Below are 13,054 nucleotides of genomic sequence, written 5' to 3' on the forward strand. Positions count from 1 at the left end.
ATGAGCACCGACAAGAACACGAACAAGACCGTTGACGAGCTGATTTCCCGTTCCAACCGCCTGGGCGCGGACAAGCGCAACACCAACTTCGCCGGCGGCAACACCTCCGCCAAGGGCGCCGGGAAGGACCCGGTAACGGGCGAGGACGTCCAGCTCCTTTGGGTGAAGGGTTCCGGCGGCGACCTCGGAACTTTGCGGGCGGAGAACCTCGCCGTGCTCCGCCTGGACCGGATCCAGGCGCTGAAGAAGGTCTACCCGGGCGTGGAGCGCGAGGACGAGATGGTGGCGGCCTTCGATCACTGCCTGCACGGCAAGGGCGGCGCCGCCCCCTCGATCGACACCGCCATGCACGGGCTGGTGGACGCCGCGCATGTGGACCACCTGCACCCTGACTCGGGCATCGCGATCGCCACCGCGGCCGACGGCGAGTCCCTCACCACCAAGATCTTCGGCGACAAGGTGGTCTGGGTGCCTTGGCGCCGTCCCGGCTTCCAGCTGGGCCTGGACATTGCCGCGATCAAGGACGCCAACCCGCAGGCTGTCGGAACCATCCTGGGCGGCCACGGCATCACCGCCTGGGGCGCCACCAGCGAGGACGCCGAGGCCAACTCGCTCTGGATCATCGACCAGGCCGAAAAATTCATCAAGGAAAACGGCCGGCCCGAACCCTTCGGGCCGAAGCTTCCCGGCTACGCTGCTCTGCCGGAGGCCGAACGCCGGGCCAAGGCCGCCGCGCTGGCTCCGGTGATCCGGGGACTGGCATCCACGGACAAGCCGCAGCTGGGCCACTTCAGCGATGAACCCGCCGTGCTGGAGTTCCTGGAAGCCGCCGAGCACCCGCGGCTCGGTGCGCTGGGCACCTCCTGCCCGGACCACTTCCTGCGTACCAAGGTCAAGCCGCTCATCCTGGACCTGCCCGCCGAGGCCTCGATCGAGGACTCCGTCGCAAGGCTGAAGGAACTCCACGCCGAATACCGGGAGGACTACCAGGCGTACTATGACCGCCACGCGGCCCCGGACAGCCCTGCCCTGCGTGGCGCAGACCCTGCCATCGTCCTGGTCCCGGGCGTGGGCATGTTCTCCTACGGCGCCAACAAGCAGACCGCACGGGTCGCCGGTGAGTTCTACCTGAACGCCATCAACGTGATGCGAGGCGCCGAGGCGATCTCCACCTACGCCCCGATCGAGGAATCCGAGAAGTTCCGGATCGAGTACTGGGCCCTGGAGGAAGCCAAGCTCGCCCGGATGCCCAAGCCCAAGTCGCACGCCACCCGCATCGCGCTGGTCACCGGTGCGGCGTCCGGAATCGGCAAGGCCATCGCCACCCGGCTCGCCGCTGAAGGCGCCTGTGTAGTCATAGCGGACCTGAACCTGGAGAACGCCCAGGCCGTCGCCGCCGAACTCGGCGGCGCGGATGTCGCCGTCGGCGTCCAGGCCGACGTTACGGACGAAGCGCAGATCGCCGCGGCCATCCAGGAAGCAGTGCTGGCTTTCGGCGGTGTGGACCTGGTGGTGAACAACGCCGGGCTCTCCATTTCCAAGCCGCTGCTGGAAACCACCGAGAAGGACTGGGACCTGCAGCACAACGTGATGGCCAAGGGATCCTTCCTGGTGGCCAAGGCCGCGGCAAAGGTCATGATCGACCAGGACATGGGCGGGGACATCGTCTACATCTCCTCCAAGAACTCGGTCTTCGCCGGCCCGAACAACATCGCCTATTCCGCCACCAAGGCGGACCAGGCCCACCAGGTCCGGCTCCTCGCCGCGGAGCTCGGCGAGTACGGCATCCGCGTCAACGGCATCAACCCCGACGGCGTGGTCCGCGGCTCCGGGATCTTTGCCGGCGGCTGGGGCGCCAAGCGCGCGGCGGTCTACGGCGTGGACGAGCAGGAACTGGGCAAGTACTACGCCCAGCGCACCCTGCTCAAGCGCGAGGTGCTGCCGGAAAACGTGGCCAACGCCGCCGCCGTCCTCACCAGCGCCGAGCTGTCCCACACCACCGGCCTGCACATCCCGGTCGACGCCGGCGTCGCCGCAGCCTTCCTGCGATGAGCGCTCCGGCAACGGCACCACGTGCCGAGACCGACGTCGACGGCGGCCTGTTCGCCGCCGTCGACATCGGCGCCTCCTCCGGACGCGTCATCCTGGGACGTATAAGCAACGGACGAACCACCGGCGGTGCCGGCAAAGGCGGCGTGGTGCTGGAGACGGTGCACCGCTTCCCCAACGGCGTGGTGCAGTCCGACGGCGGCCTCCGCTGGGACTTCGACGCCCTCTTCACCGAGGTCCTCACCGGCCTCGCGGCGGCCGGGCGCGCCGCCGCCGAGCGCGGGGAGCACCTCACGAGCATCGGCATCGACACCTGGGCCGTGGACTACGGCCTCGTGAGCGCCGCCGGGGAGCTCACCGCGCAGCCGTTCAGCTACCGCGACGAACGCAGCCGCGCGGCCGTGTCCGGAGTGCACCGGCAGCTGGACGAGTCCCGGCTGTACGCCTCCACGGGGCTGCAGTTCCTCCAGTTCAATACCATCTACCAGCTCGCTGCAGAACGGGAATTGGGCGGGCTGCAGGCGCTGCTCGTTCCCGACCTGATAGCTTTCCTGCTCACGGGCCAGCGGCGCACCGAGGCGACAAACGCCTCCACCACGGGCCTCTTCGACGCCGTGGCGGGGGAGTGGGCCACCGAGTTTTTCACGGCACTTGGGCTGCCGAAAAACCTGTTCCCGCCGCTGATCCAGCCCGGCGAAACCATTGGCACGCTGTTGCCCGGGATCGCCGAGCGGACGGGGCTGCCGGCAGCAACCCGGGTGGTCGCGGTCGGCTCGCACGACACCGCGTCCGCCGTCGCGGCCGTCCCCGCAGAACAGGAGAACTTCGCCTACATCTCCTCCGGCACGTGGTCGCTCGTCGGCGTTGAACTGAACCATCCCGTCCTCACCGAGGCCAGCCGGGCGGCGAACTTCACCAACGAACGCGGCGTGGACGGCACCATCCGGTACCTGCGCAACGTCGGCGGGCTCTGGCTGCTCAGCGAATGCCAGCGCACGTGGGCGCATGAAGGGCACCGGCCTGCCCTGGCGGAACTGCTGGACGCCGCAGCCGCACTGCCCGCGGGCGGCCCACGGATCAACGCGGACGACCCCGCGTTCATCGCCCCGGACAACATGCCGGAGCGAATCCGTGCCGCCGTCCGGAACACCGGCCACGTCCTGCCGGACGAGCCCGCCCGCATCGTCCGCTGCATTCTGGACAGCCTTGCGGCCGGTTACGCCCGGACCATAGCGGACGCCGAACGGCTCGCCGACGTCGCCGTCGACACCGTGCACATCGTCGGTGGCGGCTCGCAGAACCGGCTCCTGTGCCAGCTCACCGCGGAAGCCACCGGCAAGCGCGTGGTCGCCGGACCGGTCGAGGCCACGGCGCTCGGCAATGTGCTGGTCCAGGCGAGAGCCGGAGGCGCGGTAGCCGGAGGCCTGGCTGAGATGCGCGCCCTGGTGCGCGCATCCCAGGCGCTGGACAGGTTCGAGTCGTCGCTGGTCTGAGATCGAAGCTCTGAGATACTACGAACGCAGACCCTGCCGACCCAGAGAACGGAACCCCATGCCCCTCTTCGATCTCCCGCTTGATCAGCTGCGCGGCTACGCATCAGGTGTCACAGTTCCCACCGACTTTGACGCCTTCTGGGACCGGACCATCAGCGAATCCGGGGAGTTCCCGCTGGGCGCAGTCTTCGAACCGGTGGACAACTACCTGGCCGTGATCGACACCTTCGATGTCACGTTCGCCGGCTACGGCGGCTCCCCGGTCAAGGGCTGGCTGCACCTCCCGGCGAACAGGGACGCTGGGACGCGGCTGCCGGCCGTCGTGCAGTACGCCGGCTATTCCGGCGGCCGCGGCCTGGCAAACCAGGACACGAAGTGGGCCCAGGCGGGCTATGCGCACTTCATCATGGACACGCGCGGGCAGGGCTACGGGGGAGCGGTCGGCGACACCGCCGATCCTCACCCCTCGGCCGGCGATGTAGCCTACGCGGGGCTGATGACGCGCGGTGCCGGCAGCCGTGAAGACTACTACTACCGGCGGGTGTATGTGGACGCGTTCCGCGCCGTCGAGGCCGTGCAGGCGCACCCGGACGTGGACGCCTCGCGGGTTGTGGTGGCCGGCGTGAGCCAGGGCGGCGGCATCACCGTCGCCGTCGCCGGGCTGGCTGCCGGAAGGCTCGACGGCGTTATCGCCGCACTGCCCGATGTCCCGTTCCTGCAGGACTTCCCGCGCGCCATCGACATCACGCCCCGCGGCCCCTACTCCGAGATCGCCGCATTCCTGGGGCGGCACCGTGAGCGGTACGAGCCGATCCTGGCCGTGCTGAACTACTTCGACGGCGTCAATCTGGGCCGCGCCGCGACGGTCCCGGCACTGTTCTCGGCGGCGCAGATGGACGATGTCTGCCCGCCCTCCACCGTCTTCGCCAGCTACAACGCCTACGGGGCTGACGCCGGCGGCGGGACATCCAAGGACATCGACGTCTACCGTTTCAACAACCACGAAGGCGGCCAGGAGCACCACTGGATCCGGCAGCTGCAGTTCCTGCGCAAGCTCCTGGGCTAAGGCGAAGGTTCCGCCTTCCCCCCGCCCAACTTGGTAGCAGCAGACGTCGTTTTGACGGCTCAAAACCGCACCTGCTGCTACCCAGTTGTGCCACGGATGGCAACAAACGGGATGAGGGGCGTCGGCGGAGTTTTGTGACGCCCCGGTTTGCGGACCGTGCGTTCGGCCGTTATGGTCTTGGCTATGACTAACCGTTGGTATGCGTATTTTTCGTTGGCTCTGGAGGGGCCCGCGTCTAACTGACACGCATCCAACTTTCCTTCAGAGCCAACAGGGCAGAGATCATTCTCTGCCCTTCGCCATTTCTCCGGCGGGTTCTGATTGGGCCCGCTCCGCCCCACCCGGAACAGGACCCGCACATGAGCACCGCAGCCACCGAAACCCAGCAGCCCTCGTCGGCACAGCCCGCGTCGGCGCAGATTGCATCGCAGCAGTCCGCGCCGCAGCAATCCACGTCCAACCTGAGGGTCAGTGAATTCACTGCGCTGCCCACCCCGCAGGAAATGATCGCAGAACTGCCGCTGGAAGCCCGCGTGGCAGACGTCGTCGAACGCGGCCGGGACGAAGTCCGGGCCATCATGGACGGCGTGGACGACCGCCTGCTGGTGATCGTGGGCCCGTGCTCGATCCACGACCCCAAGGCCGGCCTCGAATACGCCCGCCGCCTTGTCAGCCAGGCCGAGAAGCACAAGGAAGACCTGCTGATCGTCATGCGCGCGTACTTCGAAAAGCCGCGCACCACGGTGGGCTGGAAGGGCCTGATCAACGATCCTCGCCTGGACGGGACGCACGACATCGCCGGCGGCCTGCGCGCGGCCCGGCGTTTCCTGCAGCAGGTCACGGCGCTGGGGCTGCCCGCCGCCACGGAGTTCCTCGAACCGATCAGCCCCCAGTACATGGCGGACCTGGTGTCATGGGGAGCCATCGGCGCCCGGACCACGGAAAGCCAGATCCACCGCCAGCTGGCCTCCGGGCTGTCCATGCCGATCGGCTTCAAGAACGGGACCGACGGCGACCTCCAGGTGGCGGTGGACGCCTGCAGCGCCGCCGCGGCCGCACAGGCCTTCCTGGGGATTGACGGCGACGGCCGGGCGGCCCTCGTGGCCACGGCGGGCAACCCGGACACCCACGTGATTCTCCGCGGCGGACGCAAGGGTCCCAACTACTCCGCGGCCGACGTCGAGGCGGCTTCAGCCAAGCTCGCTGCCAAGAACCTGAACCCGCGGCTCATCGTGGATGCCAGCCACGCCAACAGCGGCAAGAGCCACCACCGCCAGGCCGAGGTTGCGCTTGAAATCGGCGCCCAGCTCGAAGGCACGGGTGAGGCAGCGGGTGCCATCGCCGGCGTCATGCTGGAAAGCTTCCTGGTCGGCGGGGCCCAGAACCTGGACGTCGCCGAGCACGCCGCCGGACGGTCAGCGCTGGTCTACGGCCAGAGCGTGACCGACGCCTGCATGGAGTGGGATGTGACGGCATCCGTGCTGGAACAGCTTGCCGCTTCGTCGCGTAAACGCCGGGCTTTCACAATGGCCCCGTGAGCATCTAGAGTAACTAGCACACGGTTGTCCGATGGCTCAGCATCGGCGCACCGCAGACAATTGGGGTCGCCGCAAGATGCTGAGAGCAAAGGAATATGGGAAATGTCCGCAGAGTCGAACTTCTCGAACGCCAAGTTCTTGACCGTGGCTGAGGTGGCTGAGCTGATGCGTGTCTCCAAGATGACCGTGTATCGCTTGGTCCACTCCGGGGAAATGCCCGCGGTTCGGTTCGGCCGGTCCTATCGGGTTCCGGAGAGCGCCGTCGAACAGTACCTCAAGGGCGCTGTTGTCGACGGACACTCGGATACCGCGTAGTAGCTGGCGCACGGTTGTCCGCACAGTCTTCATGACAATGCAGCTGCCTTGGGGGCCGCTGCAGGTCATGGCGGGTGGCGGTCAGAAGGTGCTCCGGATAAGCGGTACCCTGTTAAAGAACGTTTTACGTCATTGTAAGAATCTGTCAGTTGTTTCAGTCTGTTGCTTAGTCCACGGACCTTCTCCATCAGACAGGTACGCATCTAGTTTGTAAGGAACTTTCGTGGGTTCAGTTATTAAGAAGCGTCGCAAGCGTATGGCCAAGAAGAAGCACCGCAAGTTGCTTCGTAAGACGCGCCACCAGCGCCGCAATAAGAAGTAGAGATACTTCCTGCGCGTCAATGCCCGCTCCCTTTCGAGGGTGCGGGCATTTTTGCGTTCTGGTGTGGGACGCCCACGCTGCCCGGCGACGCGGAAATCGCATTGCGACGCCGGAATTCCGGTGTCCTCAGGGATTTTGCGCGTCGGTGGGACGGATGCGCGTCAGACGCGGGGGGCGCGGAAGCGGGAGTAGCCGCGCCAGAGGCCGTAGATGGCCCCGCCGGCCGTGGCGGCCTTGAGTCCAAGCGTGGCGGCGCGGCGGCCGGAACGGAAATCGTAGACCGGCCAGTTGTGCTCGCGGGCGTGCTTGCGCAACCGCGCGTCCGGATTGATGGCCACGGGATGGCCCACGAGGGTCAGCAGCGGAATGTCGTTGTACGAGTCGCTGTAGGCCCAGCACCGCTTGAGGTCCAGGCCTTCGGCATCGGCGATGCCCTGGACCGCCACCGCCTTGGCAGCGCCGTGCAGGATATCGCCCACCAGTCGGCCGGTGTAGAAGCCGTCCCTGATCTCACCCACGGTTCCCAGGGCGCCGGTGAGCCCCAGTCGAGTGGAGATGACTGTGGCCACCTCGATCGGAGTGGCGGTGACCAGCCAGACCTTGCGCCCCACCCGCAGGTGCTGCTCGGCCAGGGCTTTCGTGCCCGGCCAGATCCGGGAGACGATCATCTCGTCGAAGACTTCCTCGCCCAGGGCCTTGATGTCCTCCTCCGTGATGCCGGCCGCGAGCGTCAGCGCGGAGTCCCGCACTGCGTGGACGTCGTCCATGTTCTCGCCGCGGAGCACGAACTTGAACTGCTTCCACGCCATCCCGGCAGCCTGCGGAAGGGTGAACGCGCCGCGCTGGTGCATTTTCCGGGCCACGTGGAAGAGGCTGGCGCCCTTCATGAGGGTGTTGTCGACGTCGAAGAATGCGGCCTCGCCGTGTTGCGGCTGCGCAACCGGCTGCGTGACCACAGCGACGTACTTCTCCTCGGGCATGCCACTGAGTCTAGTCAATGCAGGGGATGTGCCCGGCAGACGAGGCCGCTGCCGCGATACGGTTGGAATATGGCAAACCCCGACGTCGTTCTCCTCACCAAAGCTGACTGTCACCTGTGCGCCGCGGCGCGCGACGCCGTTGGGCGGGTGACTGGCGCCCTGGGACTTGAGTGGACGGAGCGGTCGGTGGACATCGACGACGCCCTGCGGGACCAGTACGCAGAGGAAATCCCGGTGGTTCTCGTGGACGGAATCCAGCGGGACTTCTGGAAAATTGACGAAGCCAGGCTGGACAGGGTGCTGCGTCAGGCGATGGCGAGGCAGTAGCCTGTTCCGCGCAATGGCACCGGCTTTGTTGACATAAGTGATGGGGATCTAGAGTGGACTCACAACGCGACGCAATGGAGCAGATAGTGACCTCGCTCGATTCACCACCCCAGGCCGTGCCCGGGGACACCGGAGCTGCCGGAAAGCAGATTCCGCCTGCGGCCGTGGCCCGGCTGACCATCTATTTGCGCGCCCTGAACACCCTGATGGCCGAGGGCACCGAGCGCGTATCTTCCGAATCGCTGGCCGAGCTGTCGGGAGTCAGCTCGTCCACGCTTCGCAAGGATCTGTCCCATGTGGGGTCGTACGGTACGCGCGGCGTGGGCTATGAGGTCCAGTATCTGAGCCGTCACATCGCCGCCGCGCTGGGCCTGACGCACGATTGGAAGGTCGCGATCGTCGGCGCCGGTAACCTGGGCAAGGCCCTCGCTAGGTACGGCGGTTTTGAATCCAGGGGCTTCGACGTTGTTGCCATTTTCGACGCTGACCAAATGGTTGTGGGCAATGAAGTGGGCTGGCTCCGCGTCAGCGATGTGGCCGACCTTGAGCCGGTGCTGGAACGGACCGGTGCCAATATGGTGGTCCTCGCCCTGCCCGCTGCCGTGGCTCAGAGTGTGTGCGACCGTGTGGTGGCGGCCGGGGTACACAGCATCCTCAGCTTCGCGCCCGTGATGCTCCAGGTTCCCGACGGCGTGAATCTTCGCAAGGTGGACATGGCCACTGAGCTGCAGATTCTGGCGTACCACGCGCAACGGGCGCAGACCCCAGGTCAGCCGGAGTAAGTCCGGCCTTCCTGGAATCCGCGCCCGTTGGTTGGTTTTCGTGCAGGTGCTGGCGGGTGAGCCTAGCGGCTGAGCCTTAGCGGCCGAAAGGGCCGCCCGGCTGCGAGTACGGGTTGGCGAACGGCTGGGGCTTCTGGAAGTACGATGCCGACGCCGGCATGTACAGCATCACAATCGCTGCGATGCCCACGAGCCCCACGAGCGTGTTCAGGCCAAGGGGGAAGATGCTAAACACGGACAGCGCCGCCAGGACCGTTCCCAGGATGCGGGCCCAGTTCCTGCCTTTTCGGACGTTGAAGGCCACCAGCGCATAGAGGCCCGCGCCGATCAGGGCGAAGACCACCATGGTTCCGATGAGGAAGCCCTTGACGTCGTCGAACGCCACGTTCTGGCCGCTTCCGCGGAGCTGCTCTTCGAACGAGTTGCGAATGGCGGGATCATCCAGGGTCGGAATCGCCAGCAGGACTGACAGGACGGACAGGACGCCGGCGCCGAGGATCATCCAAAAGGAAGTGTTCACCAGCTGCGGCGCACCGGCTCCGGTTCCACCCTGCGGCTGTTCCGACGGATACCCGTACGGGGGCTGGCCGTAAGGTGACTGACCGTACGGGGACTTGCCGGACTGTGCCTGACCGAAGGGGGACGGGGCAGAGGACTGCTGGCCGTACTGGGGCGCGTTCTGTCCATACTGCGGCTGCTGAGGTGCGCCCTGACCGTACCGGGGCGTGTTCTGGCCGTACTGGGGAGCGGGCGGCGTGTTCTGGCCGTACTGGGGAGCGGGCGGCGTGTTCTGGCCGTACTGCGGAGCATCCTGGCCATAGCGGGGCTGCGCGCCGCGTGCTTCCGCAGCGTCCTGGCTCGGCTCGTTGGAGTTCGGGTCGCTGGGCGTTGGGGGAACTGGAGGAGTGCTCATGAGCGGTCCTTTGCGTGTTGACGTCGGGATCGGCCACCGGGTTCAGTAGCCTGCCCTGCCCCCAGCATGGTTCACTTCCACCGTACCCCTCGGCGGGCACCGTGAGGATCATTCCACAGAGGTATTCGTGCGGCGCGTCCGCAGGCCGGGAAGGCGGCTCGGGGCCCGCGTTGAAGCGCCTCAAACGAAGCGGCGGCGCCTGCCGCGGCGACCCTAATTGGCGACGCGAACTGGAGATCAGGCGGAACCCCGTGCGGCCGCAAACCAACTCTGCGAGTTGGGCACCCACATGAGCACGGTTGCCACCAGGCTGATCAGGAATCCCAGCCAGTTACCGCCCTGGCCCCCCGCGAAACTGGAATTGATGGCCGCCAAAAGCAGCGATACGCCCGCGACAATCGTCAGCGCCAGCCGGGCCCACTCCCGGCCTTCCTTCATCTTCATCGCAAGAACGATCTGAGCAGCGGCCAGTGCAAGTGCCACGAGCACAAGCAACAGCACCAGGATGGCCAGGCCGGGCAGGATCGCAAAGAGCACCAGCGCCCCGAACAGCCCGATCACTCCACCCAACAGGCCCAGCAGGCCACCGATCACCCAGACCCAGTAGGACACTTTGAGTTCCGTGGGGAGATTTGTCACCTCGAAGATGCCCGAGAAGCCGCCGTTGGGCCTGTCTCTTATACACATCTAGATGTGTATAAGAGACAGCTGCGCGGCCGGTCGGCGGGCATCGTGAAGCGTCCGGCGCCGCCGGGCTGCCCCGCCTGCCAGCCCTGCTGCCCCGACGGCGGCCCGTCCTGCCAGCCCGGCTGCCCTGCCGCTTGTTGCGGCGCCTGCCCCGACGGCGGCCCGTCCTGCCATCCCGGCTGCCCTGCCGCCGGAGACACCCCTGGCTGCGACGCGGGAGGCTGGGATGCGGGTGCCGGAGACGCGGGTGGCTGCGACGCTGCCGGCCGGGACCCGGTCGGCTGCTGTCTCTTATACACATCTAGATGTGTATAAGAGACAGGGCGCGGGATGGTCCTCAAGCGGCGGCTCGGAGCCCGGCTGCTGAGGCTGCGGTTCATCGCTGGGGTTGCTCATGGCTCTCACTGTAGACCCGCGATTTGGCGAATTCTAGGAGGTCCCGGACCATGTCCCGGCCAACGCAAAACGCCCCGCTCGTGGAGTTCACGGGCGGGGCGTCGGCGGCGTACTGCGTGGCTAGGAACCTAGCCGAGCAACCTACGCGGCGGGGGCGATGAAGGCCAGTTCCAGGTTGATGGCCACCTTGTCGCTGACCAGCACGCCGCCGGCTTCCAGCACGGCGTTCCAGGTCAGGCCGAAGTCCTTGCGGCTGATGGTGGTTTCCGCGGAAACTCCGGCGCGGGTGTTGCCGAACGGGTCCACGGCCACGCCGTTGAATTCGGTCTCGAGGGCCACCGGGCGGGTAACGCCCTTGATGGTGAGGTCGCCCTGGAGCTCGTAGCCGTCGCCCGTGGCAACCAGCCCGTTGGAAACGAAGGAGATTTCCGGGAACTTCTCGACGTCGAAGAAGTCTTCGCCGCGGACGTGGCCGTCGCGGTTCACGTCGCCGGAGTCGAAGCTCGCGGTCTGGATGGTGGCGTTGATCCGGGAGTCAGCGACGTTCTCGGCGAGGTCCAGCGTTGCGGCCGCTTCCTTGAACTGGCCGCGGACCTTGCTGATGCCCGCGTGGCGGACGGTGAAGGCGATTTCGCTGTGCGAGTTGTCGAGGGTCCAGGTGCCGGCGGTGACGTTGGTGGGAAGTGCCATGATGGTTCTCCTTGAATCTGTGGACGAAGCGGAATGTTCCGGTTGAAGCTTCATTTGTTGAAGTATCAACTAACTGCTGCATCCAGTATAAACATGCATTTGCATCTTTTATTCCATCGCCGGGGAACATTTTTAAAAATTCCTGAGTTCTACTAGATGTAGAAGATTTCAGATCGTCCGACATCTTTGAGAAACTGGTAGACATGCCCCAAGCCACTGTTCATTTGCTCCGCCACGGCGAGGTCCACAATCCCGAGGGCGTCCTGTACGGCAGGCTGCCTGAGTTCCACCTCTCCGAGCTAGGCCAGCAGATGGCGCAGACCCTCGCGGAGCACTTCCGCGACCGGGTTTCCCAGGGCGCAAAGATTGTCTATCTGGTGGCCTCCCCGCTGACCCGCGCCCAGGAGACGGCGGAGCCAACGTCCCGGGCCCTCGGCCTGGAGATCCATACGGACCAGCGCATCATCGAGGCCGAAAACCACTTCCAAGGCCTCAAGGTCACCAAGGCCGAGCTGCTCAAGCCCCGGCACTGGCCCCAGCTCGTCAACCCGCTCAGGCCCTCATGGGGTGAGCCGTACAAGGACCAGGCCGCCCGGGTGAGGGAAGCAGTGCAGGACGCCCGGGCCAAGGCAATTGAACTCGGCGGCGACGGCGCTGAGGCCGTCATGGTCAGCCACCAGCTGCCCATCTGGGCCACCCGGCTCAGCGCGGAGGGAAAGCCGCTGTGGCATGACCCGCGCAAGCGCGAGTGCACGTTGACGTCACTCACCTCCCTGATTTTCGACGGCGACGGCACCCTCCTCCGCGTCGAGTACAGCGAACCGGCCGCAGCCCTTCTGCCCGGCGCCTCCACCACCCCCGGAGCCTAACCATGCCCAACAGCCCCATAAGTTCCCGGCGCAGCGTTCTTGCCGCCGGTGGCCTAGCCCTGACTGCCCTCACGCTGGGGCTGTCCGCGTGCGCGCAGGAAGACGCCCTGGCCAAGCAGGCCAAAGCGGGGGACAACAAGAACTACGTGGCCGGCGACGGCTCGGTGACTGAATTCGCAGCGGCCGACCGCAAGTCCGCCGTCGACATCAAGGGCAACCTTTTTGACGGCACCGCCGTAACGGCCAGGGACTTCCTGGGCAAGGTGACCGTGCTGAACTTCTGGTTCGCTGCCTGCGCGCCGTGCCGGGTGGAAGCCCCGTCCCTCGAGGCCCTCCACCAGGAGTTCAAGAGCAAGGGCGTGCAGTTCCTCGGCGTGAACCTGCGTGACGAGAAGGCTACGGCCGACGCCTTCGACAAGACATTCGGCCTCACCTACCCGAGCTTCAACGACAAGGACGGCGCCGTGCTGCTGGCCGTGTCCGGACTCGTGCCCCCGGGTGCGGTCCCCACCACGCTCGTCATTGACAAGCAGGGCCGGGTGGCTTCGCGCGTGCTCGGGGAGATCCAGAAGGGCACCCTCAAGGCCCTCATCGAATCCGCAGTGGCTGAGTAGCGGCGGTCTCCCA

Annotated in this window: 15 protein-coding genes; 10 read left to right on the forward strand and 5 right to left on the reverse strand. The window is 66.4% G+C overall.

The features are described 5' to 3' along the window. The 6 genes from B1A87_RS00220 to B1A87_RS00245 all read left to right on the forward strand — a co-directional run bounded on the left by B1A87_RS00220 (position 1) and on the right by B1A87_RS00245 (position 6,783). Positions 1 to 2,052 (forward strand): bifunctional rhamnulose-1-phosphate aldolase/short-chain dehydrogenase, encoded by a 2,052-nt coding sequence (locus B1A87_RS00220; protein ID WP_078030222.1) that lies wholly within the window; start codon positions 1 to 3, stop codon positions 2,050 to 2,052. Then, a complete protein-coding gene (locus tag B1A87_RS00225; RefSeq protein ID WP_078030223.1) occupies positions 2,049 to 3,542 on the forward strand; it encodes a rhamnulokinase family protein in 1,494 nt (497 codons plus the stop codon). The genes B1A87_RS00220 and B1A87_RS00225 overlap by 4 nt, the downstream gene beginning before the upstream one ends. A gap of 58 nt (positions 3,543 to 3,600) precedes the next feature. After that, positions 3,601 to 4,608 carry an acetylxylan esterase gene (locus tag B1A87_RS00230; protein ID WP_078030224.1) on the forward strand — a complete coding sequence of 336 codons (1,008 nt, stop codon included), beginning with the start codon at positions 3,601 to 3,603 and terminating at the stop codon, positions 4,606 to 4,608. 359 nt (positions 4,609 to 4,967) lie between these two features. Continuing rightward, on the forward strand, positions 4,968 to 6,146 hold the full coding sequence (locus tag B1A87_RS00235) for a 3-deoxy-7-phosphoheptulonate synthase (protein ID WP_078030225.1): 1,179 nt from the start codon (positions 4,968 to 4,970) through the stop codon (positions 6,144 to 6,146). Between the two features lie 102 nt (positions 6,147 to 6,248). After that, the gene (locus B1A87_RS00240; protein WP_056634547.1) at positions 6,249 to 6,461 is read left to right on the forward strand and encodes a helix-turn-helix domain-containing protein; all 213 of its coding nucleotides are present in this window, start codon (positions 6,249 to 6,251) and stop codon (positions 6,459 to 6,461) included. A 223-nt stretch (positions 6,462 to 6,684) separates the two neighbouring features. Then, positions 6,685 to 6,783 carry a 30S ribosomal protein bS22 gene (locus B1A87_RS00245; RefSeq protein ID WP_003792170.1) on the forward strand — a complete coding sequence of 33 codons (99 nt, stop codon included), beginning with the start codon at positions 6,685 to 6,687 and terminating at the stop codon, positions 6,781 to 6,783. Positions 6,784 to 6,944: 161 nt separating this feature from the next. On the opposite strand, the gene B1A87_RS00250 is transcribed toward B1A87_RS00245, so the two are convergent. Continuing rightward, the gene (locus B1A87_RS00250) at positions 6,945 to 7,763 is read right to left on the reverse strand and encodes an HAD family phosphatase (RefSeq protein WP_078030226.1); all 819 of its coding nucleotides are present in this window, start codon (positions 7,761 to 7,763) and stop codon (positions 6,945 to 6,947) included. Positions 7,764 to 7,832: 69 nt separating this feature from the next. On the opposite strand from B1A87_RS00250, the gene B1A87_RS00255 reads away from it, so the two are divergent. Beyond that, complete coding sequence (locus B1A87_RS00255) at positions 7,833 to 8,090, forward strand: glutaredoxin family protein (RefSeq protein ID WP_078030227.1); 258 nt, start codon at positions 7,833 to 7,835, stop codon at positions 8,088 to 8,090. Between the two features lie 86 nt (positions 8,091 to 8,176). Next, positions 8,177 to 8,872 (forward strand): redox-sensing transcriptional repressor Rex, encoded by a 696-nt coding sequence (locus B1A87_RS00260; RefSeq protein WP_078030228.1) that lies wholly within the window; start codon positions 8,177 to 8,179, stop codon positions 8,870 to 8,872. A 76-nt stretch (positions 8,873 to 8,948) separates the two neighbouring features. On the opposite strand, the gene B1A87_RS00265 is transcribed toward B1A87_RS00260, so the two are convergent. From B1A87_RS00265 to B1A87_RS00280, 4 genes are all read right to left on the reverse strand, one after another. Beyond that, a complete protein-coding gene (locus tag B1A87_RS00265) occupies positions 8,949 to 9,785 on the reverse strand; it encodes a hypothetical protein (protein WP_078030229.1) in 837 nt (278 codons plus the stop codon). Positions 9,786 to 10,022: 237 nt separating this feature from the next. Next, entirely contained in the window at positions 10,023 to 10,472 is a 450-nt protein-coding gene (locus B1A87_RS00270; protein WP_144275666.1) for a hypothetical protein, read from the reverse strand. Next, positions 10,463 to 10,813, reverse strand: a complete 351-nt coding sequence (locus tag B1A87_RS22720; protein ID WP_185982179.1) for a hypothetical protein — start codon at positions 10,811 to 10,813, stop codon at positions 10,463 to 10,465. Before B1A87_RS22720 ends, B1A87_RS00270 begins: the two co-directional genes overlap by 10 nt. A gap of 196 nt (positions 10,814 to 11,009) precedes the next feature. Further along, positions 11,010 to 11,558 (reverse strand): YceI family protein, encoded by a 549-nt coding sequence (locus tag B1A87_RS00280; protein ID WP_078030230.1) that lies wholly within the window; start codon positions 11,556 to 11,558, stop codon positions 11,010 to 11,012. 203 nt (positions 11,559 to 11,761) lie between these two features. Between B1A87_RS00280 and B1A87_RS00285 the strand changes: the two genes are divergently transcribed. Further along, complete coding sequence (locus tag B1A87_RS00285) at positions 11,762 to 12,427, forward strand: histidine phosphatase family protein (protein ID WP_078030231.1); 666 nt, start codon at positions 11,762 to 11,764, stop codon at positions 12,425 to 12,427. Positions 12,428 to 12,429: 2 nt separating this feature from the next. Further along, complete coding sequence (locus tag B1A87_RS00290) at positions 12,430 to 13,041, forward strand: TlpA disulfide reductase family protein (protein ID WP_078030232.1); 612 nt, start codon at positions 12,430 to 12,432, stop codon at positions 13,039 to 13,041. Positions 13,042 to 13,054 lie beyond the last annotated feature (13 nt).

Source organism: Arthrobacter sp. KBS0703 (assembly GCF_002008315.2).
GTDB lineage: Bacteria > Actinomycetota > Actinomycetes > Actinomycetales > Micrococcaceae > Arthrobacter.

Bases quoted from the DNA above. Each gene is read 5' to 3' on its own strand.
- B1A87_RS00220 (WP_078030222.1), top strand. From the start codon at position 1: ATGAGCACCGACAAGAACACGAACAAGACCGTTGACGAGCTGATTTCC.
- B1A87_RS00225 (WP_078030223.1), top strand. From the start codon at position 2,049: ATGAGCGCTCCGGCAACGGCACCACGTGCCGAGACCGACGTCGACGGC.
- B1A87_RS00230 (WP_078030224.1), top strand. From the start codon at position 3,601: ATGCCCCTCTTCGATCTCCCGCTTGATCAGCTGCGCGGCTACGCATCA.
- B1A87_RS00235 (WP_078030225.1), top strand. From the start codon at position 4,968: ATGAGCACCGCAGCCACCGAAACCCAGCAGCCCTCGTCGGCACAGCCC.
- B1A87_RS00240 (WP_056634547.1), top strand. From the start codon at position 6,249: ATGTCCGCAGAGTCGAACTTCTCGAACGCCAAGTTCTTGACCGTGGCT.
- B1A87_RS00250 (WP_078030226.1), bottom strand. From the start codon at position 7,763: ATGCCCGAGGAGAAGTACGTCGCTGTGGTCACGCAGCCGGTTGCGCAG.
- B1A87_RS00255 (WP_078030227.1), top strand. From the start codon at position 7,833: ATGGCAAACCCCGACGTCGTTCTCCTCACCAAAGCTGACTGTCACCTG.
- B1A87_RS00265 (WP_078030229.1), bottom strand. From the start codon at position 9,785: ATGAGCACTCCTCCAGTTCCCCCAACGCCCAGCGACCCGAACTCCAAC.
- B1A87_RS00270 (WP_144275666.1), bottom strand. From the start codon at position 10,472: ATGTGTATAAGAGACAGGCCCAACGGCGGCTTCTCGGGCATCTTCGAG.
- B1A87_RS00280 (WP_078030230.1), bottom strand. From the start codon at position 11,558: ATGGCACTTCCCACCAACGTCACCGCCGGCACCTGGACCCTCGACAAC.
- B1A87_RS00285 (WP_078030231.1), top strand. From the start codon at position 11,762: ATGCCCCAAGCCACTGTTCATTTGCTCCGCCACGGCGAGGTCCACAAT.
- B1A87_RS00290 (WP_078030232.1), top strand. From the start codon at position 12,430: ATGCCCAACAGCCCCATAAGTTCCCGGCGCAGCGTTCTTGCCGCCGGT.